This is a genomic window from Acinetobacter sp. CY05, from assembly GCF_059515805.1.
Map to the genome: position 1 here is coordinate 360,000 of NZ_JCAKMW010000001.1, position 25,164 is coordinate 385,163.

Here is a 25,164-nt window from a genome sequence, read left to right on the forward strand (position 1 = left end):
TTAAAACCTAGTGCTTTAAAGGGCTGAAAATGTGATGCGTAATTTAGGCGATGAGTTTTACGCCCGTGACCTTTTGAATCTCATCTAAAGTCACGTCTTTGGCGAGTTCTACCAACTTAATCCCTTCAGGGGTGATATCCATCACGCCTAAGTCGGTGATAATACGCTGTACTACGCCTTTGCCAGTTAAAGGTAGGGCACATTGCTCGACAATTTTGGGTGTACCATCTTTGGCACTATGTTCCATCAGCACCACGACTTTTTGCACGCCTGCGACTAAGTCCATCGCGCCGCCCATGCCTTTGACTTTTTTACCGGGAATCATCCAGTTGGCAAGATCACCGCTTTGAGAGACTTCCATGGCACCTAAAATGGCAATATTGACATGACCACCACGAATCATGGCAAAAGAGTCGGCACTGGAAAAAAAGGCTGCGCCTTTGCGTGCAGTCACGGTTTGCTTACCGGCATTAATTAAATCGGCATCTACTGTTGCTTCTGTTGGAAATTCACCAATGCCCAATAAGCCGTTTTCTGATTGCAGCCAGACATTCATATTTGCAGGAATATAGTTAGCCACTAGCGTAGGTAAGCCAATACCTAAATTGACATAAAAGCCATCTTCTAACTCTAAAGCGGCGCGCTGCGCCATTTCGTTACGTGTCCAAGCCATGGCTTAAGCCTCCACTTTTAAAGTCAGTTGTTCAATGCGTTTTTCAGGTGTGGCATTTAAAATAATGCGCTGTACATAAATACCCGGTAGATGGATTTCATCGGGATCTAAATCGCCAATCTCAACAATTTCTTCCACTTCAGCAATACAGATTTTGGCGGCTGTAGCACACACAGGGTTAAAATTTTGTGCAGTTTTACGGAAAATTAAATTACCGGCTTTATCCGCTTTATAGGCTTTGACTAAAGCCACATCAGCAGTTAAGGCATGCTCTAAGATATATTCTTTGCCGTTAAATTCACGCAGTTCTTTGCCTTCGGCAATTAAAGTTCCCACGCCCGTTGCGGTAAAAAAGGCCGGAATACCTGCACCACCAGCACGTAGTTTTTCTGCTAGCGTCCCTTGTGGGGTGAGTTCTACTTCTAACTCACCATTTAAAAATTGGCGTTCAAATTCCTTATTTTCACCCACATAAGAGGCAATCATTTTTTTAATTTGTTTGGTTTCTAACAATAAACCTAAACCAAAACCATCGACACCAGCATTATTCGAAATACAGGTTAAGTTTTTAACCCCAGTGTCTTTTAAGGCGGCAATTAAGGCTTCAGGAATACCGCATAAGCCAAAACCACCTACCGCTAAGCTTTGTCCGTCTTTGACCACGTCTTGCAGCGCCTCGGCTGCACTTGCATATACTTTATTCATTGTTATTCTCTTTTGATCTTTAAGCGCAGCGCTGTTGCCAGTAGGCATTGGCATAATTGGATGGATTATTGCGCTGTAATACTTGGCTGATATTTTGACTCGCACGCATTAATGCATCCACGTTAATATCCGTGCTAAAGCCCATATTGGAGAGTAAATAGTACAGATCTTCGGTGGAGACATTACCTGATGCGCCTTTGGCATATGGACAGCCACCAAGGCCAGCAATCGATGAATCAAACACGCGAATGCCTTGTTCAAGTGATTGATAAATGTTGGCAATCGCCATGCCATAGGTATTATGGAAATGACCTGCCAAAAGTTTGGCATCGGTTGTAGCTAAACAGGCATCCCAGACCTGTTTAACGCGGTTAGGCGTGGCTGTACCAATGGTTTCGCCTAAAGATACTTCATAGCAGCCCATTTCCAGTAAGCGCTCAGTGACCTGTGCCACGACTTTCGGCTCAATGGCACCTTCATAAGGGCAATCCACGATACATGAGACATAACCACGCACTTTAATATTGTGCTGTTTAGCAGCGGCAAAAATATCGGCGAATTTGGCAAAGCTTTCGTCAATTGAGCAATTGATGTTTTTTTGAGTAAAGCTTTCAGAAGCTGCGGTAAATACCGCAACTTCTTGGCAGCCCACCGCTAAAGCCGATTCAAACCCTTTGATATTGGGCGTCAGTAAGCTTAAGCTGATGTCTGGGTCTTTTGGCAACTCGGCAAAGAGCTGATCGCTCATCGCCATTTGCGGTACCCATTTGGCTGATACACACGAACCAACCTCAATCGCACTTACGCCAGTTTGCATTAAATCTAAAATTAGATTTTTACGATCCGTTAAAGTCAATGGTGTTTTTTCGTTTTGTAGGCCATCGCGCGGCCCAACCTCGACGATTTTGACAAATTCACTCATGCCACATCCTCCAAGGCCACAAATTCCACCAATTCATCACCAGCTTTGACTTGATCACCGGCTTGGAAATAAGCTGCTGCCACCACGCCATCTTGCGGTGCACGAATCGAATATTCGATTTTCATGGCTTCTAAAGTCAGTAACACATCGTCTTTTTTGACTTGGCTGTTGGGTTGCACTAAAACTTGAGTAATCACCCCCGGCATTGGTGCTTTTAAATTGCCCGCATCGGCGCTGTCATCTTGGCTGTTAAAGCTTGGTTGAATATGAGCAAAATGATGGCTTTGACCGTTGTGATAAACAGTTAAACCACTGTCACTTAAGCTAAAGGCGTAATCGGTTTTACGACCCGCTAACTCAATTTTGACATGATGTGCATCTAACAACTGACCATTTATCACATAGCTTTGGCCGTCGTATTCTGCGATATAGCCTGCGTTTTGTGCAGTAAAGTGCACCACATTTTCAATACCATTGATGGCAAATTTTACCGCATAACGGGCATTGATATTGACGCGCAATAACGATGCAGCTTGCCAAACTGGATTATTGGCAGTTTTATTGCTGGCAAAACGCGACAGTAATTCAGTGAGTGCAGCAGACACCACTAATTCTGGCGAGATTTGTGGCTGTGGGCCAAGTAAAAATGCTTCTTCACGTTGAATTAGACCCGTATCTAGATGCGCATTGGCAAAGGATTCACAGCGTACCAAGCGGTCTAAAAAGGCAATGTTGTTGCCTAAACCATCCACATGGAATTGGCTTAGTGCATGATGCATTTGCGTGAGCGCCGCTTCACGGTTTTCACCCCACACAATCAGTTTGGCAATCATCGGGTCGTAGTAGGTGGTAATTTCATCGCCTTCGACAATACCGCTATCCACACGCACATGTGCATTTTGGGTTGGATAGCTTAAGTAATGAATTTGACCAATGGCTGGTAAAAAGCCTTTTTCTGGCTCTTCGGCATAGACACGCGCCTCTAGTGCATGACCATGGATGCTCAGTTCATGTTGCTCTTTAGGTAGTGCTTCGCCATAAGCCACACGCAGTTGCCACTCGACTAAATCTTGACCTGTAATCATTTCCGTTACAGGATGTTCAACTTGTAAGCGGGTGTTCATTTCCATGAAATAGGCCGTACCGTCTTGTTCGACGATAAACTCAACTGTACCCGCACCCACGTAATTCACGGCACGGGCAGCATCAATCGCAGCTTGGCGCATGGCTTCAAGTTTTGGCTCAGCCATGTTAGGTGCTGGTGCTTCTTCTAAGACTTTTTGATGACGACGTTGCACCGAGCAATCACGTTCAAACAAATGTACATAGTTGCCATGTGTATCACCAAAGACTTGTACTTCGATATGACGTGGTTGTACTACATAACGCTCAATTAAGACATCATCATTGGCAAAGCTGGCTTTGGCTTCACTTTTACATGAGGCAAGGGCAGCTGAAAAGTCTTCACTACGTTCTACTAAACGCATGCCTTTACCGCCACCACCCGCGCTGGCTTTAATGAGTACAGGGTAGCCAATGGCATCAGCTTGTTGTTTTAAAAACTCGGCATCTTGATTGCTGCCATGATAACCCGGGGTTAAAGGTACACCAGCTTTTTCCATTAAGGCTTTCGAGGTGGCTTTTAAACCCATGGCTAAAATGGCTTCTACAGGCGGGCCAATAAACACGATATTATTTTTTTTACATGCTTCAGCAAATTGGTCGTTTTCTGATAAAAAACCATAACCTGGGTGAATGGCTTGTGCACCTGTATCCAGTGCCGCTTGAATAATGCGTTCAACTTGTAAATAACTTTGTGCCGCAGGCGATTCACCAATATACACCGCTTCATCGGCTTGTTTGACGTGCTGAGCTTGCGCGTCGGCATCGGAATACACCGCAACGGTAGCAATGCCCAATTTTTTCGCACTACGAATGACACGGCAGGCAATTTCACCACGGTTGGCAATTAAAATTTTGTTAAACATAGCAGTATCCTTCTATTTTTGTTGTTATGCAGTGGTTTGAATCCAACTTGGACTTTGTTTGTTTAAAAACGCACTCAAACCATTTTTCGCCTCAGTTCCTTGGCGTACATGTGCAATATGTTGTGCGGTTTGTTTGAGTAAATCTTGACTGAGTTCTTGTTGATTGACCATCTGAATCAATTGTTTAGAAGCTGTTTGCGCTTCAGGGCCACCCAATAATAAGGCTTCTACAATAGAATCAATGCTTTGATCTAAACTTTCAGGCGTTGCCACTTCATGTGCTAGGCCAATCTTTAAGGCTTGTTCAGCAGAAATACGCTCAGCAGTTAAGAAATAACGTGAGGCTTGGCGCGCGCCAATGGCACGAATTACATAGGGGCTAATAGTGGATGGTGCTAAACCTAAGCGCACTTCTGAAGTGGCAAACTTGGCTTCCGTACTCGCCACACAAATATCACAGGCAGACGCTAAACCCATGCCACCGCCAAAGGCAATACCATGTACACGGGCAATGGTCGGCTGCTTTAAGGTCGCCAGTTGATGTAACATTTGCGCTAGTTTTAAAGCATCGGCTTCATTTTCTTCACGCGAGGCACTACCTGCTTGTTTCATCCAGTTTAAATCCGCACCGGCAGAAAAGCTTTTGCCACGTCCGGCTAAAATCACCACACGAATATCATCACGTTGATCAATGGCCGCAAAGCAGGTATGTAGCTCTTCAATCACTTGGGTATTAAAAGCATTGTGTAATTCAGCGCGATTCATCCAAACCGTTGCCACAGCGCCGTGTTGTTCGAGTTGTAAAAATTCATAGCTCATGTCATTCCCCCTTACATACGGAACACGCCAAATTTGGTTTCTTGAATCGGTGCATTGAGTGCTGCAGCTAAGCTTAGGCCTAAGACTTGGCGGCTTTGCGCAGGATCAATCACACCGTCATCCCAAAGACGTGCCGAGGCATAATACGGATGACCTTGTTGTTCAAACTGATCACGGAATGGTTGTTTAAATTGGTCTTCTTCATCGGCTGACCACTCTTCACCGCGTGCTTCAATTTGGTCACGTTTTAAAGTGGACAGTACGCTGGCCGCTTGTTCGCCACCCATCACCGAAATACGTGAGTTTGGCCATGTCCATAAGAAACGTGGCGAATAAGCACGGCCACACATACCGTAGTTGCCTGCACCAAATGAACCGCCAATAATTAAAGTAATTTTAGGGACATTGGCAGTCGCCACCGCCATTACTAACTTGGCACCGTGTTTGGCAATACCTTCGTTTTCATACTGGCGACCGACCATAAAGCCAGTGATGTTTTGAATAAACAGCAGGGGAATATTGCGCTGAGTGCACAGTTCAATAAAGTGCGCGCCTTTTTGTGCACATTCTGAGAATAAAATACCGTTGTTGGCAATAATACCCACAGGCATACCATAAAGCTCAGCAAAACCCGTCACTAAGGTGGTACCAAAACGCGCTTTAAATTCATCAAAACGTGAACCATCGACAATACGCGCAATCACTTCACGCACATCAAACGGTTTGCGTGTGTCACTTGGTACTACGCCATAGAGTTCTTCTGCAGCAAAGCGCGGTGGTTCAATTTGATCAAAAGATAGATTTGGTTTTTTATTCAGGTTTTTAACAATGTTACGCGCAATGGCAATGGCGTGTTCATCGTTTTCAGCCAAATGATCGGCAACGCCAGATAAACGCGTATGCACATCCCCACCACCTAAATCTTCAGCAGAAACGATTTCACCTGTTGCAGCTTTAACCAGTGGTGGGCCCCCTAAGAAAATCGTACCTTGGTTACGTACAATAATGGTTTCATCAGACATGGCTGGCACATAAGCACCGCCTGCGGTACAGCTGCCCATCACCACCGCAATTTGAGCAATACCCATGCTTGACATACGCGCTTGGTTATAGAAAATGCGCCCAAAATGATCACGGTCAGGGAATACTTCATCTTGCATTGGCAAGTAAGCACCGCCTGAATCAACCAAATAAATACATGGCAGATGATTTTGCTCGGCAATTTCTTGCGCGCGTAAATGCTTTTTCACGGTGAGCGGGTAGTAAGTGCCGCCTTTGACGGTGGCATCGTTAGCGACAATCATACAGGTCACGCCATTGACTTGACCGATACCTGCCACCACGCCTGCAGCAGGCACATCATCGGCATAGACTTGGTAAGCGGCCAATTGACCAATTTCTAAAAAGGCACTACCAGCGTCAATCAGTTGGTCAATACGTTCGCGTGGCAGTAATTTGCCACGGGCGATATGTTTTTCGCGGGCTTTTTCACCGCCACCTAAGGCAATTTTTTGTGCCATATTTTTTAGGTCAGCCACCAAGTTTTGCATTGCGGCTTGATTGTTTTTAAAGTCTTCGCTACGTACGTTAAGTTTGCTGCTTAATACATTGAGTTGATCGTGAGCATTTTCGCTGCGATTGAATTGACGTAATACATTCATCATAAACATCCTTGTATGTAATCTTGTTGTTGTATTGGGGAGGATGTGGGCACGGCTGTGCCCAAAAGCATTATTTGGTTTCGTTAAACAGTTCGCGACCAATCAGCATACGGCGAATTTCTGAAGTGCCAGCACCAATTTCATACAGTTTGGCATCACGCCATAGACGACCGACTGAATATTCGTTGATGTAACCATTACCACCTAAGGTTTGGATCGCTTCACCTGCCATCCATGTGGCTTTTTCTGCGGCATATAAAATGGCACTGGCAGCATCTTTACGTAGGCTGCGGCTATGATCGGCTTTGTCACATTCAGCACCTACAGCATATACCAGTGCTTTACAGGCCAACCATGTTGAATACATATCCGCGACTTTGCCTTGCATCAGTTGGAATTCACCTAAGGCTTGACCAAATTGTTTACGCTCATGTAAATACGGAATCACGCTGTCCATGCAGGCATCCATAATGCCAAGCGGGCCTGCGCTTAACACCGCACGTTCATAATCTAAACCGCTCATCAGCACTTTAACGCCATTGCCCACACCGCCCATGACATTTTCTTTAGGTACTTTGACGTTATCAAAAAATAATGGATAGGTATTTGAACCACGCATACCCAATTTGTCTAAATGCGTGCCGTGACTAAAACCTTGCATGCCTTTTTCAATAATAAAAGCGGTCATGCCTTTAGGCCCAGCATTGATGTCCGTTTTGGCATATACCACCAAGACATCAGCGTCACCACCGTTGGTGATCCACATTTTTGAGCCGTTTAATACATAATGATCGCCTTGATCATCGGCACGTAATTTCATGCTTACCACATCTGAACCAGCATTTGGTTCTGACATCGCTAAAGCGCCCACATAGTCGCCAGAGATTAATTTTGGTAGGTACTTTTGTTTTTGTGCTTCTGAACCATTACGTTTGATTTGGTTAATACATAAATTGGAATGCGCACCATAAGACAAACCAATGGCAGCAGAGGCACGGGATACTTCTTGCATCACCACAATATGCGCCAAATATCCTAAGTTTGAACCACCGTATTCTTCACTCACCGTTAAGCCGTGTAAGCCCATGTCACCCATTTTTTTCCATAAGTGCGCCGGGAATTCATTGTCGTGATCTACGCTTGCAGCAAGTGGGGCAATTTCTTTGGCACAAAATGTTGCCACAGAATCGCGTAAAGCCAGTAAAGTATCATCCAAACCGAAATCAAGTGTCTGTAGACTAAGTTGTAACGGAATATGTGCGTTCATGTTGTTCATCCTGAATTTGTATTTATTTTTCCCAAATCACTTGGTGAAAGCCGTTGTTTTTGTGCTTTTAAAACTAACATACAATGTTTTTTTGAAAAAGTGAATATAAATTCACAAATTGATTTAAAATTCACTTTTGTCTTGTTGAGAATTAAATTATGAGTTATAAAAGATCATCATTGATGCAAGAACGCATGGAGCAAAATCGTGCTGCGATTTTACAGTCCGCGCGGGAATTGATTGCACAAGGTGGACTAAAAGACGCACAAATTCAACCGATTGCAGAGCGAGCGGGCGTTTCAAGTGGCTTGGTATATCGCTATTTTGAAAATAAAAGTCAGGTCTTAATTGAAGTGTTGTCGGCGGCAATTTTGTATGAGATTGAGATTTTAGATTCAATTGCCAAACGTCAAGATTTATCTGCAACACAGAAATTACATAAAGCAGTCACAACTTTTGTAAAACGTGCCCTCAATAGTCCACAACTGGCTTATTCGCTGATGTTTGAGCCGATTGATCCATCGGTGGAGCATGAGCGTTTTCGCAGTAAGCAGTTGCTCAAACAGAGTATTAAGGAGATTTTAGCCGAAGGGAAAGTCAACGGTGAATTTGGATTTGAAGATTTAAATACCGCTGCATTATGCGTTGTTGGAACAATGACCTTTGTAGTGATCGAACCTTTAAATCCGTCACGTAATATGTTGTTTGATCAAAATTATAAGGATTACTTTGTCAAACAAATCGCTGATTTTTGTTTAAATGCGGTGATGTTAGAGGAAGAAAGCCGCGTTTAAATTCCACACAACGGTTTGTGGGCAAAGCATAAAAAACAAAATTAAAAAGAATCAAGGAGAATGATTCAATGACACAAGTCCGTTTAAGTTATGCCTATGGTGCAAGTGGTCAGCCGCTATTAGGCACAACCATTGGTGAAAAGTTTGACCAAGCCTGTGCCGAATATGCCGAGCAGGATGCTGTGGTGAGCGTGCAGCAAAATATTCGCTTAAGCTACAAGCAGTTGCAACAGCAGGTGAATGCCTTTGCTTGTAGCTTACTCAAATTGGGCCTAAAAAAAGGCGATCGCTTGGCGATTTGGTCACCCAATTGTGTAGAGTGGACCATTACTCAATTTGCGGCATTTAAAGCCGGTATTATTTTAGTGAATCTCAATCCTGCTTATAAAAGCAGCGAACTTGAATATGTGTTAAATAAAGTCTCTTGTGTAGGCTTAGTCATTGCACCTGCGTTTAAAACTTCAGATTATCAAGAAATTCTGTGTAAGATTGCCCCAGAACTCTGCAATTCTAATGAAAAAATTCTTTCAAGTAGTCGTCTGCCGTACTTAAAGCATGTCATTAAAATCTCAGATGAACAGCAAGGCGCGATTCATCGTTTTAGTGACTTATTGGCTGCGCCAACTGATCAGCAGCTTGCAGAACTTGAGCAAATTTCCAGTGAATTACAATTTGATGAAACCATCAATATTCAGTTTACCTCAGGGACTACTGGTAATCCTAAGGGCACTATGCTGACCCACAATAACATTTTAAATAATGGTTATTTTGTTGGAGAAGCGATTCGTTTAACCCCACAAGACCGTGTTTGCATTTCGGTACCGCTGTTCCATTGCTTTGGTATGGTGATGGGCAATCTCGCCTGTATTACGCATGGTTCAACCATGGTTTATCCATCGGGTGTGTTTAACCCTTTGGCCAGCTTACAAGCCATTGAGCAAGAAAAATGTACTGCAGCCTATGGTGTGCCGACCATGTTTATTGCCATGCTCGAGCATGAGCAATTTGAAGAATTTGATTTAAGCAGTTTACGTACTGGCATTATGGCGGGTAGCCCATGTCCGCGTGAAATTATGCAACGTGTGATTGAACGCATGCATATGCATGAAGTGACCATTTGCTATGGTATGACTGAAACTGCACCGGTGAGTGCACAAAGTGCTGTCACCGACAGCATTGAACAACGTGTGGGTACCGTGGGACGCGTGCATCCGCATATTGAAATTAAGATTGTGGATGAGCAAGGCAAAATTGTACCGCGTGGTGGCTTGGGCGAGCTGTGTGTCCGAGGTTATTCAGTGATGCTCGGCTATTGGGAAGATCAAGACAAAACCTTTGATGTGATTGATAAAGCCCGTTGGATGCATACCGGTGATATTGCTTCTATGGATGATGAGGGCTTTATTAAAATCAAAGGCCGTATTAAAGATGTGGTGATTCGGGGTGGCGAAAACTTATTCCCCAAAGAAATCGAGGACTTCTTATATACCCATCCTGCGGTAATGGACGTGCAAGTGATTGGTTTGCCTGATCCACGCTATGGCGAGGAATTGTGTGCTTGTATTATTTTGCATGAAGGCGAAAGTTGCAGTGAAGAAGCGATTCGTCAATATTGCAAAGAGAATATTTCGCATAACAAAGTCCCGCGTTATGTACGCTTCTTTGATGAGTTCCCGATGACTGCATCTGGTAAGGCACAAAAATTTAAACTCCAAGAGTTGATGCGCCAAGAACTTAATTTGCTGGAAGATATTGCTTAACTAAGTGTGCCCACGATCTTCGGATTGTGGGCTATTGTCGAATTGCCAATGTAAGTAGACCTGTATTAAGGAGTAAAGGTGGCTAAGGACTTTCACCATCCTAAAGTAGTTGCCGGTTATGATGAACATATCCGCAAACTGATTCCCGGCTATGAGCTGATGCATGCACAGGTACGTGCCGTATTTCGGGTTCATTTAGCTGCAGATGCACACATTTTAATTGTGGGTTGTGGCACGGGCTATGAAATTGGCTATCTGTTGCAACATTTTCCCAAACTGCAAATCACCGCAGTTGATCCATCTTTGACCATGCTTGAACACGCCAAAGTTTATACCGAGCATCTGAATGCATCTAAACAAATTAACTTTATTCATGGTACGGCTCAAGATTTAGACACAACAATACAATTTGATGCCGCCTTAAGTCTTTTAGTCGCACATTTTATTAGCAATGAAAATAAGGCACAATTTTTCCGCGAGATTTATCAGCACTTAACACCCAATGCATTGTTGATGACCTATGATTTACTGTTACATGCTGAAGATTACGAACTCAATATTCTACAGTGTATCTGTCAAGAACAAGGTTTAAGTCTCAGTCAAAGCCAGCAGATGTTGGCCCGTTTAGAGGATGACTTTGGTTTAATCACACCGCAAGGTTATCGTGATGCCTTACAACAGGCGGGTTTTCAACAGATTAAAACTTATATGCAAGTGATTAATTATTTTGGATTTCTAGCAAAAAAAATAACAGTATAGGGTAGTTATGTCAGCGTATTATCAATTAAAACAACGTGAACATTTACAAAATGGGACACTCATTTCCCATTATCAATGTCAAATTCATTGCCAAGGGGCGTGGAATCCGCATGAACAACATATGGCGCCTGCTGGTGGGATTCTAGCGCATGAATTGGCGCATTTTAATCCACGTCCTGAGCTTCGAATTGGGCGTATGAGTTATGATATTTTAGGTCTGATTCCCTTTGGTGAATTTTCGATTCAGACTCAAGTAATTCGTGGTGGTAAAACCATTGAATTGCTTGAAGCCACCATGCTGGCCAATGGACGTGCCTGTATTGTGGCACGGGCTTGGCGTATGCAAACTCAAAATACCCAGTCTATTGCAGGACTTGAAGATGGTTTTGTCACGCCACCTGAACAATTACCAGTATGGGATGGCATGAAATGTTGGCCAGGGGGTTATATTCAAAGTATTCAAGCACGTGCCGCTGCAGACCGCCGTGCCGGTCAAGGCATTGTGTGGCTCAATACCCAAGTGGATATGGTTGAGGGCGAAAAAACCTTAGATTTTGTTAAACTCATGGGATTAATAGATACCGCCAATGGCGTGGTACCGCGCGTCGAACCCGGACAAGGTTGGGCTTTTCCGAATCTAGATTTGCAAGTGCATTTATATCGTCAGCCACAAGGGCAATGGCTCGGTTTGCAAGCCACGCAGCAATATGGCAGCGATGGGATTGGTTTAACCAGTAGTGTCTTACATGATGAACTGGGGCCTTTTGGTCGCAGTGAGCAAATCTTAACCTTACGTGCCATGTAAAAAAAACCGAAGCGCTTGCTTCGGTTTTTTAAAGGCTAAAGGCTTAGAATTTTTTTTCAACACTCAGCAATACACTTGGAATGGCTTCATTGCTACGCGCTTGATAAAATTCACCATTGTCTTTATAAAGACGGGTTTTATAGTCGGTACTTAAAATATTACGTGCACTTAAAGTGGTTGCCCAACCATCTTGGAAGCGTTTGGTGGCACTAATATCCACATTGACGCGCTCATTGGTGTTTTGTACATAGGGCTGATTATCTACAGGACGGCTAAATGCAGGGGTGTAGTTGACATTCATACTGGTCGCCAACTGCCACGGCTGATAATTATATGAGACACCGGCACTGGCAGTATACGGTGCCACGCCACTGGCTAAACGCTCACCACCATTATCTAAATCAATTTTAGCGCGTACTGTTGAGACTTGACCATTGACCATAAAGGAATGGCCGGCTTCAGTTTGCTTAATGGCATAACGACCAGACAGCTCCATGCCGTAGGTGGTGGCACTATTTTGGTTGGTTGGACGCTGCACGTAGCGACCATCTTCTAAATTCACTACACGTTCGATGTAATCATCCACTTTACGGTAATAACCGGTTAAGTTGATGCCACCTGCAGCCGTGTTAAAACCTAATGTCGATTCAAAAGCATTGATCTGTTCAGGTTTTAAGAAGGGATTACCACCACGGTCGGGGTTATTTAAGCTACCAGCATCGGCATCGGTTGAATAGGAAATGGTTGGTAATAGGCTATTGCTATTGGGGCTACGGAAGGCCTGACTTAAATTGGTTTGTAATGACCATGCTGGAGTAAAATCAAAACGATGTGCCAGAACCGGGCTGAGATGAGAGTCGCTATAATCCACTAAACCTGAACGCTCTAACCATTGCTGGCGCGCACCTAAGGTCACGGTTTGACGCTCGGTAAAGCGCCATGAACCTTCTAAATAGGCAGCATAACGCTGTTCATCTAAAGTTTGGTTTTGATTGCTGTCCAGTTCATTGCTTTTTACATCAAAACCAAATTTGATTTGTTGTTTGGGATTAAATTTGCGTACCCCATCATAGGCAATACCATATTCATTGACCTGTTCCTGAATATTTTCGGTGCCACGACTTGAGCGGGTAATTTCGGTTTCGTCTTGTTGTTCAAGGCTGAGACGGATTTTATCTGAGTTGCCGCCATCTTTACGTTCATAACGGGTGTTTAAGCGAATACTTTCGTTGTCATCGGATTGCACAGTCCGCCCGTTATAGCCGTCATTTTGATGTTGACGATAAAAAATTTCCGCCACAATTTTTTGTTGATCATCAATTTCATATTCAGCACGCGGGGTGAGCATCAAAGATTTACGTTCATTAACACGTTTTTGTTGTACCACGCTTTCACCGGCATTTTGAGTATTGCTGGTGGTTTGCGTCTCATCAATGCTGTGGTTGGCAGATACGCTATAAATCCATTGATTGGTGCGGCCATCGGCCTGCAGGCTTAAGTTTTTACGTTCTTCTTCACGCGAATCTGATTCGGCAAAACCATAACCTAGGCGTACACTGCCATTAAGACGGGTGGTATCTAAAGGTTGTTTTAGAATAATATTAATCACCGCAGAACTTGCGACGGAAGCTTGCGCCACACTCGGTTGTTTGACAATTTCAATGCGTTCGATCATGTCAGGGGTTAAAGTGTCAACAATTGACATGCCACCACGCGGGCCACCTTGCACAGGTTCACCATTGATTAAAAACACCGGTGCACCGCCACCCCGAAAACGCATGCCGCCTGCGCCACCTGCACCACGCGGCCCTGGTCCTGATGGCATTTGAAAACCTGCCGCACGGCGCAGCGCATCATTGACGGATTGATCACCATATTGCAGCATTTCTTCACGGCTAATTATAGTTTTGGCCACAGCACTAATGTCTAGGTCGGCCTTGGCTTCAGCTTGGGCGCCAAAAGTTAAGGTCTCCAAGGTTTGCACTGGCAGACTTGCGGTATTTATTGTGTCTGCCATAACAAAGCTACTGCATGTAAATAAAGCCAAGCAAAGTGCGCTATAAGATAAGCCTAGAGATTTTGTCATTGTCCGTGCCCCATATTTTAATTGCGCAGAGTCTAAAATAAAATTATGGAGAAAATGTGCGCGCTATAAATAAAAGCCAAAAAAATGCTGCCCCGTGGCAGCATGCTTTAAGACACTTTATCTGGAATCATCAGTGCTTGATTAATATACAACTTAATTAGACGTTCCCGCGAGCCAATGGCTTTTTGATAATGAGTGGAATTCAAGAGCAGCGATGCCCCATAGGTCACGGTCCAAATATAAGACAAATAATCACGAATCGACATGGCGCTATTTAAGGATTTTAAATATTCACCAGTCATATCTTTAATCGATAAAATTCGCTGCTCACGTATCTCATACAGCTCTTCAAATAGACTTTTTAAGCGACGCTCGTTATTGGTTAAGCGTTCTTCAATTGAGTGCAGCAAGATCGTACGGTTCGAGTTGAGCATGTTGTATAACATATACTGCGACACATAAGTCTTGATGTTGGCTTGATGGGTTTTAGAAATGTCGAGTAAACGGCGCTCATTTAAAATAATCAATTCTAAATACAGCTGATTTTTACTTTTAAAGTGTTTGTAAATGGTGCCTTTGGCGATATCCAGTTCAGAAGCCAATTCCCCGAGGGTAATATCTTGATTGTTATCTAATAACAACTTTTCTGCCATGCTTAGAATTTTTTCTTTTCGAAGCAAAAAGTTTTGCTGGCGCTCTGAATTCATCTTCTTCGTTCCATCTATACAATCAAAACAACAAAGGCAACTTAAACTACCTCTGCCTCAATGCACATTACACCAAAGTCTTGAATTTGCCTAGTAAATGAACAATTGAAAACTGTTATAAATCATATTTTTAGACATAGCCTTATTTAAATGTCAAGCAAGGAAGACTCATGAGGTCAATCGTTTCCAATTGCCGCATTTTTATTTTATTGTCATTGCGTTTTCTAAGATTAGTTTATACAAAAATAACCAGTAAATTGGCTTTAAAAAAATACTGTAATTTGTATAACAATCTGAAACTAAAAGAATTGAATAGATAAAGAATGCAAGATGAATCTTGTGAATATTCAAATCTTTCAAGTATGGACTTGATCAAAAAGCCGATTCAAGCCATGCAAAAGTTACGGTGTTGCAGCCTGCGTACGATGTGCCAGCTGAATGCCACCTAGTAAAGGGATGTCATGAGAGTGTCAAAAATGAATTTGATACTTAAGCTCTTAGGGAATGCGAATCATGCAAGACCTGCTTTGCTTGCAAAGCAGTTTAATTTTAGTTAAGGAAAGTAACGATGCCGATTTATAATGCACCACTAAAAGACATGGATTTTATCTTAAATGACGTATTTCAGGCAGAACAGTTCTGGCAAAGTACTGAACAGCTCGCGCATTTAGATCAGGCAACAGCCAATGCAATTTTAGAAGAAATGGCAAAGTTTTCCAAAAATGTCATTTTAGATTTAAACCGCTCAAGCGATGAAGAAGGCGGTGCACAATTTAACAATGGTGTAGTCACAACTCCTAAGGGCTTTAAAGAAGCATTTGAACAATATGCACAAGGTGGCTGGATTGGTCTAGGTGCATCTGAGGAGTGGGGCGGTCAGGGCATGCCAAAAATGCTGACCGTACTTGCCGATGAAATGATTTGGGCCACCAACCCGTCATTTATGCTCTATCCACTGCTTACTGTGGGCGCGGGTATGGCAATTGACCAAGCAGGCACACAAGCGCAAAAAGAAGCGTATTTACCAAAATTCTATACCGGCGAATGGTCAGGCACCATGTGCTTAACTGAGCCACACTCAGGTACAGATTTAGGCATTATTAAAACCAAAGCTGAACCCAATGAAGATGGTTCATACAATGTAACGGGTACTAAAATCTTTATTACCAGCGGTGAGCATGACCTATGTGAAAACATCATTCACTTAGTCTTGGCCAAAACACCGGGTGCACCTGCGGGTTCACGTGGTATTTCGATGTTTATCGTGCCTAAATTCTTAGTCAATGAAGATGGTTCTTTAGGCGAGCGTAACACGGTTGCGGCAGGTTCAATCGAGCACAAAATGGGGATTAAAGGCTCTGCGACTTGTGTGATGAACTTTGATGCTGCTAAAGGCTACATGATTGGTAAAGAAAACGAAGGCCTAGCAGCGATGTTCATTATGATGAACTATGAACGTTTATCTATGGGGATCCAAGGTATTGGTGCGGCTGAATATGCTTATCAAAATGCCGCGCAATACGCAACGGATCGTCTACAAGGTCGTGCTGCAACGGGTGCGCAATCTCCTGAAAAACCAGCTGATTCTATTTTAGTGCATGCGGATGTACGCCGTATGTTATTAAACGTACGCTCGAATAACGAAGCATCTCGTGCATTTGCCGCCTATGTAGGTCAGCAACTGGATATCACTAAATTCTCAACTGATGCAGAAGCAGTGAAAAAAGCCAATAACCGTGTTGCGCTATTAACGCCAATTGCAAAAGCGTTCTTAACGGATAAAGCCTTAGAGTCAACTTTAGAGGCGCAAATGTGCTTTGGTGGTCATGGTTATATCCGTGAATGGGGTATGGAACAGTGTATTCGTGACTTACGTATTTCACAAATTTACGAAGGCACCAACGGTATTCAAGCACTAGATTTAATTGGTCGTAAAACCATTAAAACCAGTGGCGCTTTCTTGGCTGAATACCTAGAGGAAATCCGCGCATTCGCCAATGGTCTAGACGACAGCTTGAGCATTAAAGCGGTAACCTTAGATATTGCTGCACAAACTGAAGAATTAACCCAATTTATTGTTGAGCAATCGAAACAAAATCCAGATTTATCAAGTGCAGTTGCGGTTGATTACTTACATGCAGTGGGCATGATGAGCTTTGTGTACATGTATGCACGTATTGGTGCAGCAGCACAAGGTCAAACAGACAGCTTTTACCAAAACAAATTGGCATTGGCACAGTACTACAGCAATAAAGTCTTAGCTGACTTTGCTGCGCGTGTACAACGTGTCAAGAGTGGGACAGATGTCATGATGGACTTCTCAGCAGAATACTTTACTGCTCAGTCTTAATTTTAGCGCCATATGAAGGTATGTCAGGAAGGACGGCATACCTTCTGAAATCAGATAGGATATAAAAACAATGATCGTAATTGTAGATGCAGTTCGTACTGCTATGGGTGGCTTCCAAGGTTCACTTTCATCGCTAAGCGCACCAGAATTAGGGAGTGTAGTGATTAAAGAAACTATTCAACGTGCCGGTATTGCTGCCACAGACGTTGATGAAGTGATTTTTGGTTGTGTGTTACCTGCAGGCTTAAAACAAGCACCTGCACGTCAAGCCATGCGTTTAGCGGGTGTACCTGACAAAGTGGGTGCCACCACGATTAATAAAGTCTGTGGTTCAGGCATGAAGGCTGTCATGCAAGCCGCAGATGCGATTAAAGCGGGCAGTGCCAATATCATCATTGCAGGTGGTATGGAATCGATGAGTAACGCGCCGTATTTACTTGATAAAGCACGTGGCGGATTACGTATGGGTCACGGTAAAGTGATTGACCATATGTTCCAAGATGGCCTAGAGGATGCTGAAACAGGTCTGTCGATGGGTGTACTAGCGCAAGAAATGGCGGACAAAAAAGGTTATACCCGTGAACAGCAAGACGCTTATGCGATTGGTTCATTAAACAAAGCAGTTGATGCAGTTAATAACGGCTACTTTAAAAATGAAATTGCTGCCGTGACGGTATCTAGCCGTAAAGGCGATGTGGTGGTTGAGCAAGACGAACAACCATTTAATGCCAAAATTGATAAAATCCCGACGCTACGTCCGGCATTTAAAAAAGATGGCACAATTACCGCAGCCAACTCAAGCTCAATTTCAGACGGTGCATCTGCACTTGTGGTAACTTCTGATGTAGTGGCTAAAGAAAAAGGTTTAACACCACTAGCGCAAGTGGTGGCCTACGCAACCAATTCGCAGCATCCAACAGAATTTACCATTGCCCCAGTCGGTGCCATTGAAAAAGTACTTAAACAAGCGGGTTGGAGTGCAGAAGAGGTTGATCTGTGGGAAGTGAATGAAGCTTTTGCGATGGTGGCGATGGCTGCGATTGATGGATTTAACTTAGACCCAGCAAAAGTAAATATTAGTGGCGGTGCATGTGCGCTCGGTCATCCACTGGGTTCTTCAGGTTCACGTATTATTGTGACGCTGATCCATGCCTTAAAACGCACGGGCGGCAAAAAAGGTGTTGCTGCCTTATGTATTGGTGGTGGTGAAGCAACAGCTATTGCGGTGGAATTACTGTAAAACCCATGGACATAATCGTTGCGCGATGCCGCAACGATGGATAACAACAAGTTTGATTTTGAGAAGAGCTAACATGACCCAAGGTTTAGATCGCGTTCGTTGCACCGCGTTACATGACAAAATTGTTTCAGTAGAGCAAGCTTTAGATTTGATTCAAGATGGCGCCGTAGTGGGTGCAAGTGGTTTTGGTGGTGCCGGCGATGCCAAAGCGATTCCTTTAGCATTAGCGCAGCAAGCCAAAGTTAAAAATATTACTTTTGCCACAGGTGCCAGTTTAGGTAACCAAATTGACGGCAAATTAGGGGCCGCGAAAGTCATTTCACGTCGTTTACCGTATCAAGCCGATCCAAGCTTACGTAAACAAATTAACAATGGCGAAGTTGCATATACAGACATGCATTTATCGGGTCTTGCCGATAAAATGCGTCATAAAATGCTGCCAGCGCCACAAGTGGCTGTGGTCTCTGCTATTGCTATTACCGAAGATGGCCTGATTATTCCGACCAATTCCTGCGGTAACTCAGCACAATTTGTTGAGCTGGCTGATCATGTCATTGTGGAAATTGATTTGACCTCAAATCCAATTTTAGAAGGTTCACACGATATTTACGTGCCGCCAAGCCGTCCAGCACGTGGTCCTGTGCCTTTAATCAATGCACAAGATCGTATTGGTACCATTGGTATTCAAGTAGATCCTGCTAAAATTTCTGCCATTGTGATGAATGATGTGCCTGATACCACATTTGATATGGCGGATGCGGATGAAGAAACATTAGCCATTGCCAAGCATTTGGTAAACTTCTTTGAAAACGAAGTGGCCGAAGGTCGTTTGCCTGAGAATTTAGGTCCACTACAATCAGGTGTGGGTTCAATTGCCAACGCCGTGTTTGCCGGCTTTGAACATTCTAACTTTAAAGATTTAGTCATGTACTCAGAAGTGCTACAAGACTGTACTTTTAAATTGATTGATTCAGGCAAAATGATCTTTGCTTCAGGTTGTTCTATGACCTTGTCACAAAGTACCAATGATTATGTGATGGCAAACTTTGGAAAATACAAAGACAAGATTGTAATGCGTCCGCAGGATATTTCAAACAACCCAGAAATTATCCGTCGTTTAGGGATTATTGCGATTAACACCGCACTTGAGTTTGATATTTACGGTAACGTCAATTCAACCCATGTCACGGGCACAAAAATGATGAACGGTATTGGCGGTTCAGGCGACTTTGCCCGTAATGCGCTCTTGTCTATTTTTGTGACCAAATCGATTGCTAAAGCGGGTGCAATTTCATCGGTGGTGCCAATGGTCAGCCATCATGATCACACCGAACATGATGTAGATATTTTAGTCACTGAGCAAGGTTTAGCAGATTTACGTGGTTTATCACCTCGTGAACGTGCGCGCGCCATTATTGATCACTGTGCGCATCCAGATTATCGCGATGCATTAAACGATTATTATGATCGTGCGGCACAACAAGGTGGTCATACACCACATATTTTAACTGAAGCGTTAAGCTGGCATGCACGTTTGGTTCAAAACGGACATATGCTACAAAAAGAAGCTGCAACTGCTTAATGTTTAAATAAAAAAGCCTCCCTTGGGAGGCTTTTTTATTGCAGTAAAATTAGTTAATTTTCTTAAATAAGAAATCGTTAATTTTATGACCTTCTTCTAAGCCACGACGTTCAAATTTGGTTTGTGGACGCCAATCTGGACGTGGGTAGCTGTTGCCTTTACCCGCCATATTTTCTAAACGTGGACGGTTGTCTAGGACATCCAACATCCATTCTGCATACGGTTCCCAGTCAGTGGCTGAGTGGAAGGTGCCGCCCAATTCCAATTTTTGCTCAACCAATGGCATACGGTCATGTGAAACAAAACGACGTTTAAAGTGACGCTTTTTCTGCCATGGATCTGGGAAGTACAATTGTACCGCGTTAATGCTATTGTCTGGCATTTCACGTAACACCTGAATCGCATCGGCATCAAGCAAACGTAAATTGGTTAAACCTGCCATACCTGCTTCATAGACGCACTGTGCAATACCTGGTACGTGCACTTCAATCCCCACGTAGTTACGTTCTGGATTGGCTTTGGCCATTAATACCAATGAACGACCCATACCAAAACCAATTTCTACCGTTAAAGGACGGTCTGGATGTTCAAAGTGCTGACGCAAATCACCTGCAGGATATTCCAAAATTAAATGACCATATTGTTCAAGCGCAGTACGTTGCGAAGTATTCAGCGGCGTTGAACGACGCATAAATGTCACAATTTCACGGTGCTCATTTAAGTTTTCGAGCTCAACGACTGGCTGCTCTAATTGATCGTTTGACATAATTTTGGCAAATCTAAAATAAATCGAATGCGGTATTTTAAGTCCTCGTGTCTACAAGTCAAATATTTTCATACCCCAAAAAAAACGCCCATGATTGGGCGTTTGCTTTTATGGCTTTTTAAATTGCATTAAAACGATCGATCAAACGACTAGAGGCTTCATTTAAGCCAATCACTTTCACCTCAATATTGCGTTGCTCAAATTTGGCTAAGACTTTATTGAGCATCCCCACCGAAGTCACATCCCAAATATGTGCTTGAGTTAAGTCAATTTCAACCTGTTTAACGCTGTCATGAAAATCAAAAATGTGAAAGAAACGTTCAGCACTGCTAAAGAACACTTGACCTTGAATCGTATAGCGGCGTACGCCATGAGTTAAGGTTTGAGTCACTTGCAGGCTATTCTCCAATTGCTGAATAAAAAACAGTGCAGAAATTAATACCCCCACAAATACCCCAAGGGCTAAATTATGGGTCAAGAGCACGACCAACACCACAGCCAGCATGATGATATTAAACTGGCGAGGATGCTTAGAAAATTGCTTTACTGCACCCCATTGGAAGGTGGTCAGAGCCACCATCACCATGATGGCCACCAATGCAGCCATTGGAATATAAGAGAGCCAGTCTTTAAAAAACACCACCAGACACAGTAAAAAGATCCCAGCCACCAGCGTTGATAAGCGCGTGCGTGCGCCTGAGGAGACATTAATAATCGATTGACCAATCATCGCGCAGCCAGCCATACCACCCATAAAGCCACTTACAATATTGGCATAGCCTTGTCCACGGCACTCCTGATGACGATCACTTTCGGTCTGGGTCATTTCGTCAACCACAGTGGTGGTCATCATGGTTTCTAATAAACCCACCGTGGCCAGTGTCAGGGCATATGGGAAAATAATTTGAAGGGTGTCTAAATTAAGCGGAAGATCAGGCACTAAAAAAATCGGTAGCGTATCGGGAAATTGGCCTAAATCACTCACCATACGGATATTTCCGCCCAAGAGTAGTGCAAGCACACTGAGCACGATAATACAAATCAGTGGTGAAGGAATCAGTTGACCAATTTTAGGAATACGAGGAAACAGATAAATCAGTACTAAGCCCAAACCCATTAGGCTCAAGGCTAAGCTATCCATGTGTTGTATTTCTGGCACTTGTGCCACAAAGATTAAAATTGCTAAGGCATTTAAAAAGCCATACACCACAGCTTGTGAAACAAAACGCATGAGTTTTGCTACTTTAAAATAGCCTGCAATCACTTGGATCACACCAGTTAAGATGGTGGCTGCCAATAAATACTGCAAACCATGTTCTTTAACTAAGGTAATCATCAGTAAGGCCATTGCGCCCGTGGCAGCAGAGACCATAGCAGGACGGCCACCTAAAAAAGCAATACTGACTGCAATACAAAATGAAGCATATAAACCCACTTGTGGGTCTACGCCAGCAATTGCGGAGAAGGCTATGGATTCAGGAATTAGAGCTAAACCCACCACCACGCCTGCCAAAACATCACGACGAATATTTGAAAACCATTGCTCTCTTTTTAGGCTAATCACAGCATCTTTCATCAAACTTTAAAGATGCTATGGTAAAACAGCTTTATTGCAAAAAGCACCCATGAATGACTTGAAAAATCTGTCAATTTCCCTGATAGTCAGGGAGTGTCATGTATCAAGCTGCACGATTGGGCCTGATAAATGCTTAAATTAAAAAAAAGTACAAGGATTAGATCAAAGATGAAACTTTATTATGCACCTGGTGCATGTTCTTTAGCAGCACATATTATTTTAAATGAAATTAATGTTGACTTTGATTTAGTACGTGTGGATTTAAAGACCCATCAGACCGAAAAAGGTGTGGATTATTATCAAATTAATCCAAAGGGTTATGTACCCGCTTTAGAAATTAACCCCGGTCTGATTTTAACGGAAATTGTGGCAATTTTACCGTTTTTAGCCCAACATGATCCAAAACAAGATTTAATTCCACCTTCAGGCTTTGGGCGCGCCAAAGTGCTAGAATGGCTGGGGTATTTAAACTCAGAACTGCATGATGCCTATGCGGTATTTTTCCAAGGTGAAATTGATGACGCTGCCAAGAAAAAGGGCTATGCAGAAATTGATCGTTTGTTGACCTATGTGGAAAAACAAATTGCGAAAGAAGAACATGAATATTTAGTAGATGATAATTTTGGTCCAGCGGATGCCTATTTCTTTGTACTGACCAATTGGTCAAAAACCATTGGGCATGACTTGAGTCCATATCCAAATGTATTGGCGTTACGAAAAAAAGTCCGTCAACGTCAATCAGTGGAAATCGCCTTACGTGACGAAGGCTTAATTAAATAATTCAGTTTTGCTTTGAAAAGGACGCTTTAAGCGTCCTTTTGATTTTAAAATTTACGTGCTTTCCAAGCCAAATTTAGCCATCCCGCAATTATTAAAGCACCACCGATGGGTGTAATGGCACCAAAACCACGAGGTAATCCCAATGCCATTAAATACAGTGACCCACAAAACAGTATAATCCCCATTTGAATCAGCACAAAACTACGTTTGATATTGAGCTGGGGTAAAACACGCATGATCACAGCAATGAGCAATAAAGCTAAAGCATGATAAAAAAAGTAATCAGTTGCAGTGTGCCACCATGTTAACTGTGCTTCACTAGCACGCGTTTTTAAGCCATGCGCCCCAAAAGCACCTAACATGACGGCCAGCGCTAAATTCAGCGCAGAAATTGTCATCCACATATTGTTTATCACGTTACCAAAAGCCTGACGCTAGCATACCATTAGGACATTAAAAAAAGGGCGATTTCGCCCTTCTTTTAATTCGATGACATGGCCACTTTAATTTTTTCCATGGCATTTTTTTCAAGCTGACGAATACGTTCTGCTGAAACGTTATATTCGGCTGCCAGCTCATGTAAGGTAGACTTATCATCATCTAACCAACGACGTTGTAAGATGTTGCGTGAACGATCATCGAGCTGTTCCATTGCTTCATGCAAAGCTGAAGTACTTTGCTCTTCATAATCTTCATCTTCAGCTAAACGTGCTGGGTCATAACGATTATCTTCTAAATACAATGCTGGTGCGACATGGGTTGAGCCCTCATCATCGTCATCGCCTTGTGCTTCAAAAGCGGCGTCATAAGCCGTTAAGCGTCCTTCCATTTCCAAGACTTGTTCAGGTGTGACATTTAAGTCATTGGCAATTGACCGCGCTTCATCTAAAGTCAGTTTTTTACTGGATTTTTTTAAACTGCGTAAGTTAAAGAACAGTTTACGCTGAGCTTTAGTGGTGGCAATTTTTACAATTCGCCAGTTACGAATCACGTATTCATGAATTTCGGCTTTAATCCAATGCACGGCAAATGACACCAAACGTACGCCCATATTGGGGTCAAAACGTTTGACTGCTTTCATGAGGCCTAAGTTGCCTTCTTGGATTAAGTCACCTTGTGGTAAACCATAGCCAGCATAACTGCGGGCAATATGTACGACAAAGCGTAGATGCGACATGACCAGCATTTTTGCTGCGTCTAAATCTTGGTCGTAATAGTAGCGTTCTGCTAACTCTTTTTCTTGTTCGGCGCTCAGAATTGGAATTTGATTAACAGTACTAATATAAGCACCAAGATTAACGCCGGGCGCTGATAATGACAGGGGCATCAATTGATTGCGGCTGTCACTCATGGGTACTCCTTATAAGACAATCAGTCTTTGCAATGGTTTTATCTTAAAGCCAATTGTCTTCATCATTAAGGACAATTGGGTAGAGATATGTAACCTCGTCTGCACATTTAAGCGCTTAATTTTAATTGAAAACAATTAAGATTCAATGTGGTAATGGAATTCTTGTTCAGAAATTTTGATCATTTCACACTGCAACTGATGCACATGACAATAGCGACTGACATCGGTGTTGGAGTGTGGGTCTGAAGACTTTAATAACCATTGGCCATGCGCTTGTTTTTTTAAGGCACGTTTTAACATCAAAAGTGGCATAGGGCAGGGTTGACCCATGGCATCGATCACGTTAACGGTGTCAGACATACACATCTTCAAATCTATAAAAACAAGGGCTAAATATTAGCAAATTTAATGCCAAAGCCCAACCTAAAAAGCAGAACTTTTATGGCGCATGCTTTGTAAGATTTGGGCGTTAAAAGCGCCTGATTAAAATCATATAAATCAAAAAAAATCTACCAATCAGTAACAAGCCATGGTAAGCTCGATGGCGTTGAGGATGTATTACAACAAATAAAA

General features: G+C 43.0%; 22 protein-coding genes. 8 read left to right on the forward strand and 14 right to left on the reverse strand.

Annotated elements, in window-relative coordinates; genetic code table 11:
- Nucleotides 1–43: 43 nt before the first annotated feature.
- From AC5YCD_RS01940 to AC5YCD_RS01970, 7 genes are all read right to left on the reverse strand, one after another.
- Nucleotides 44–673: a CoA transferase subunit B gene (locus AC5YCD_RS01940; RefSeq protein ID WP_496128435.1), complete on the reverse strand. Its 630-nt coding sequence runs from the start codon at nt 671–673 to the stop codon at nt 44–46.
- A 3-nt stretch (nt 674–676) separates the two neighbouring features.
- The gene (locus AC5YCD_RS01945) at nt 677–1,378 is read right to left on the reverse strand and encodes a CoA transferase subunit A (protein ID WP_496128436.1); all 702 of its coding nucleotides are present in this window, start codon (nt 1,376–1,378) and stop codon (nt 677–679) included.
- 19 nt (nt 1,379–1,397) lie between these two features.
- Nucleotides 1,398–2,300 carry a hydroxymethylglutaryl-CoA lyase gene (locus AC5YCD_RS01950; RefSeq protein WP_496128437.1) on the reverse strand — a complete coding sequence of 301 codons (903 nt, stop codon included), beginning with the start codon at nt 2,298–2,300 and terminating at the stop codon, nt 1,398–1,400.
- Complete coding sequence (locus AC5YCD_RS01955; protein ID WP_496128438.1) at nt 2,297–4,288, reverse strand: acetyl/propionyl/methylcrotonyl-CoA carboxylase subunit alpha; 1,992 nt, start codon at nt 4,286–4,288, stop codon at nt 2,297–2,299. Before AC5YCD_RS01955 ends, AC5YCD_RS01950 begins: the two co-directional genes overlap by 4 nt.
- Nucleotides 4,289–4,312: 24 nt before the next feature.
- The gene (locus AC5YCD_RS01960) at nt 4,313–5,107 is read right to left on the reverse strand and encodes an enoyl-CoA hydratase/isomerase family protein (RefSeq protein ID WP_496128439.1); all 795 of its coding nucleotides are present in this window, start codon (nt 5,105–5,107) and stop codon (nt 4,313–4,315) included.
- A gap of 11 nt (nt 5,108–5,118) precedes the next feature.
- Complete coding sequence (locus tag AC5YCD_RS01965) at nt 5,119–6,768, reverse strand: carboxyl transferase domain-containing protein (protein WP_496128533.1); 1,650 nt, start codon at nt 6,766–6,768, stop codon at nt 5,119–5,121.
- Between the two features lie 70 nt (nt 6,769–6,838).
- Complete coding sequence (locus tag AC5YCD_RS01970) at nt 6,839–8,035, reverse strand: isovaleryl-CoA dehydrogenase (RefSeq protein WP_496128440.1); 1,197 nt, start codon at nt 8,033–8,035, stop codon at nt 6,839–6,841.
- 158 nt (nt 8,036–8,193) lie between these two features.
- Between AC5YCD_RS01970 and AC5YCD_RS01975 the strand changes: the two genes are divergently transcribed.
- The 4 genes from AC5YCD_RS01975 (at nt 8,194) to AC5YCD_RS01990 (ending at nt 12,153) form a co-directional block, all read left to right on the forward strand.
- On the forward strand, nt 8,194–8,829 hold the full coding sequence (locus tag AC5YCD_RS01975) for a TetR/AcrR family transcriptional regulator (protein WP_496128441.1): 636 nt from the start codon (nt 8,194–8,196) through the stop codon (nt 8,827–8,829).
- 68 nt (nt 8,830–8,897) lie between these two features.
- Nucleotides 8,898–10,589, forward strand: a complete 1,692-nt coding sequence (locus AC5YCD_RS01980; RefSeq protein WP_496128442.1) for an AMP-binding protein — start codon at nt 8,898–8,900, stop codon at nt 10,587–10,589.
- 78 nt (nt 10,590–10,667) lie between these two features.
- A complete protein-coding gene (locus tag AC5YCD_RS01985; protein WP_496128444.1) occupies nt 10,668–11,348 on the forward strand; it encodes a class I SAM-dependent methyltransferase in 681 nt (226 codons plus the stop codon).
- Between the two features lie 7 nt (nt 11,349–11,355).
- A complete protein-coding gene (locus tag AC5YCD_RS01990; protein WP_496128445.1) occupies nt 11,356–12,153 on the forward strand; it encodes a thioesterase family protein in 798 nt (265 codons plus the stop codon).
- A gap of 43 nt (nt 12,154–12,196) precedes the next feature.
- On the opposite strand, the gene AC5YCD_RS01995 is transcribed toward AC5YCD_RS01990, so the two are convergent.
- Nucleotides 12,197–14,239 (reverse strand): TonB-dependent receptor plug domain-containing protein, encoded by a 2,043-nt coding sequence (locus AC5YCD_RS01995; RefSeq protein ID WP_496128446.1) that lies wholly within the window; start codon nt 14,237–14,239, stop codon nt 12,197–12,199.
- A 107-nt stretch (nt 14,240–14,346) separates the two neighbouring features.
- Nucleotides 14,347–14,946, reverse strand: a complete 600-nt coding sequence (locus AC5YCD_RS02000) for a TetR/AcrR family transcriptional regulator (RefSeq protein ID WP_496128447.1) — start codon at nt 14,944–14,946, stop codon at nt 14,347–14,349.
- A gap of 568 nt (nt 14,947–15,514) precedes the next feature.
- Here AC5YCD_RS02000 and AC5YCD_RS02005 point away from each other — a divergent pair.
- The 3 genes from AC5YCD_RS02005 to scpC all read left to right on the forward strand — a co-directional run bounded on the left by AC5YCD_RS02005 (nt 15,515) and on the right by scpC (nt 20,118).
- Nucleotides 15,515–17,296, forward strand: a complete 1,782-nt coding sequence (locus tag AC5YCD_RS02005; RefSeq protein WP_496128448.1) for an acyl-CoA dehydrogenase C-terminal domain-containing protein — start codon at nt 15,515–15,517, stop codon at nt 17,294–17,296.
- Nucleotides 17,297–17,366: 70 nt separating this feature from the next.
- A complete protein-coding gene (locus AC5YCD_RS02010; protein WP_496128449.1) occupies nt 17,367–18,536 on the forward strand; it encodes a thiolase family protein in 1,170 nt (389 codons plus the stop codon).
- Nucleotides 18,537–18,609: 73 nt separating this feature from the next.
- The gene (scpC, locus tag AC5YCD_RS02015; protein ID WP_496128450.1) at nt 18,610–20,118 is read left to right on the forward strand and encodes a succinyl-CoA:acetate CoA-transferase ScpC; all 1,509 of its coding nucleotides are present in this window, start codon (nt 18,610–18,612) and stop codon (nt 20,116–20,118) included.
- A 49-nt stretch (nt 20,119–20,167) separates the two neighbouring features.
- Here the strand turns inward: scpC and trmB are convergent, their stop codons facing one another.
- Both trmB and AC5YCD_RS02025 read right to left on the reverse strand, forming a co-directional pair.
- The gene (trmB, locus tag AC5YCD_RS02020; RefSeq protein ID WP_496128451.1) at nt 20,168–20,884 is read right to left on the reverse strand and encodes a tRNA (guanosine(46)-N7)-methyltransferase TrmB; all 717 of its coding nucleotides are present in this window, start codon (nt 20,882–20,884) and stop codon (nt 20,168–20,170) included.
- Between the two features lie 118 nt (nt 20,885–21,002).
- Nucleotides 21,003–22,448 (reverse strand): SulP family inorganic anion transporter, encoded by a 1,446-nt coding sequence (locus tag AC5YCD_RS02025; protein WP_496128534.1) that lies wholly within the window; start codon nt 22,446–22,448, stop codon nt 21,003–21,005.
- Nucleotides 22,449–22,628: 180 nt separating this feature from the next.
- On the opposite strand from AC5YCD_RS02025, the gene AC5YCD_RS02030 reads away from it, so the two are divergent.
- The gene (locus tag AC5YCD_RS02030; RefSeq protein ID WP_496128452.1) at nt 22,629–23,240 is read left to right on the forward strand and encodes a glutathione binding-like protein; all 612 of its coding nucleotides are present in this window, start codon (nt 22,629–22,631) and stop codon (nt 23,238–23,240) included.
- 44 nt (nt 23,241–23,284) lie between these two features.
- On the opposite strand, the gene AC5YCD_RS02035 is transcribed toward AC5YCD_RS02030, so the two are convergent.
- From AC5YCD_RS02035 to AC5YCD_RS02045, 3 genes are all read right to left on the reverse strand, one after another.
- Nucleotides 23,285–23,644, reverse strand: a complete 360-nt coding sequence (locus AC5YCD_RS02035; protein WP_496128453.1) for a DUF423 domain-containing protein — start codon at nt 23,642–23,644, stop codon at nt 23,285–23,287.
- A gap of 77 nt (nt 23,645–23,721) precedes the next feature.
- Nucleotides 23,722–24,591 (reverse strand): RNA polymerase sigma factor RpoH, encoded by an 870-nt coding sequence (gene rpoH / locus AC5YCD_RS02040; protein WP_496128454.1) that lies wholly within the window; start codon nt 24,589–24,591, stop codon nt 23,722–23,724.
- 135 nt (nt 24,592–24,726) lie between these two features.
- Nucleotides 24,727–24,951 (reverse strand): sulfurtransferase TusA family protein, encoded by a 225-nt coding sequence (locus AC5YCD_RS02045; protein ID WP_496128455.1) that lies wholly within the window; start codon nt 24,949–24,951, stop codon nt 24,727–24,729.
- Between the last annotated feature and the right edge of the window lie 213 nt (nt 24,952–25,164).

Excerpts from the sequence above, each read along its gene's own strand:
- AC5YCD_RS01940 (WP_496128435.1), bottom strand. The coding sequence starts at position 673 with ATGGCTTGGACACGTAACGAAATGGCGCAGCGCGCCGCTTTAGAGTTA.
- AC5YCD_RS01945 (WP_496128436.1), bottom strand. The coding sequence starts at position 1,378 with ATGAATAAAGTATATGCAAGTGCAGCCGAGGCGCTGCAAGACGTGGTC.
- AC5YCD_RS01950 (WP_496128437.1), bottom strand. The coding sequence starts at position 2,300 with ATGAGTGAATTTGTCAAAATCGTCGAGGTTGGGCCGCGCGATGGCCTA.
- AC5YCD_RS01955 (WP_496128438.1), bottom strand. The coding sequence starts at position 4,288 with ATGTTTAACAAAATTTTAATTGCCAACCGTGGTGAAATTGCCTGCCGT.
- AC5YCD_RS01960 (WP_496128439.1), bottom strand. The coding sequence starts at position 5,107 with ATGAGCTATGAATTTTTACAACTCGAACAACACGGCGCTGTGGCAACG.
- AC5YCD_RS01965 (WP_496128533.1), bottom strand. The coding sequence starts at position 6,768 with ATGAATGTATTACGTCAATTCAATCGCAGCGAAAATGCTCACGATCAA.
- AC5YCD_RS01970 (WP_496128440.1), bottom strand. The coding sequence starts at position 8,035 with ATGAACGCACATATTCCGTTACAACTTAGTCTACAGACACTTGATTTC.
- AC5YCD_RS01975 (WP_496128441.1), top strand. The coding sequence starts at position 8,194 with ATGAGTTATAAAAGATCATCATTGATGCAAGAACGCATGGAGCAAAAT.
- AC5YCD_RS01980 (WP_496128442.1), top strand. The coding sequence starts at position 8,898 with ATGACACAAGTCCGTTTAAGTTATGCCTATGGTGCAAGTGGTCAGCCG.
- AC5YCD_RS01990 (WP_496128445.1), top strand. The coding sequence starts at position 11,356 with ATGTCAGCGTATTATCAATTAAAACAACGTGAACATTTACAAAATGGG.
- AC5YCD_RS01995 (WP_496128446.1), bottom strand. The coding sequence starts at position 14,239 with ATGACAAAATCTCTAGGCTTATCTTATAGCGCACTTTGCTTGGCTTTA.
- AC5YCD_RS02000 (WP_496128447.1), bottom strand. The coding sequence starts at position 14,946 with ATGAATTCAGAGCGCCAGCAAAACTTTTTGCTTCGAAAAGAAAAAATT.
- AC5YCD_RS02005 (WP_496128448.1), top strand. The coding sequence starts at position 15,515 with ATGCCGATTTATAATGCACCACTAAAAGACATGGATTTTATCTTAAAT.
- AC5YCD_RS02010 (WP_496128449.1), top strand. The coding sequence starts at position 17,367 with ATGATCGTAATTGTAGATGCAGTTCGTACTGCTATGGGTGGCTTCCAA.
- scpC (WP_496128450.1), top strand. The coding sequence starts at position 18,610 with ATGACCCAAGGTTTAGATCGCGTTCGTTGCACCGCGTTACATGACAAA.
- trmB (WP_496128451.1), bottom strand. The coding sequence starts at position 20,884 with ATGTCAAACGATCAATTAGAGCAGCCAGTCGTTGAGCTCGAAAACTTA.
- AC5YCD_RS02030 (WP_496128452.1), top strand. The coding sequence starts at position 22,629 with ATGAAACTTTATTATGCACCTGGTGCATGTTCTTTAGCAGCACATATT.
- AC5YCD_RS02035 (WP_496128453.1), bottom strand. The coding sequence starts at position 23,644 with ATGTGGATGACAATTTCTGCGCTGAATTTAGCGCTGGCCGTCATGTTA.
- rpoH (WP_496128454.1), bottom strand. The coding sequence starts at position 24,591 with ATGAGTGACAGCCGCAATCAATTGATGCCCCTGTCATTATCAGCGCCC.
- AC5YCD_RS02045 (WP_496128455.1), bottom strand. The coding sequence starts at position 24,951 with ATGTCTGACACCGTTAACGTGATCGATGCCATGGGTCAACCCTGCCCT.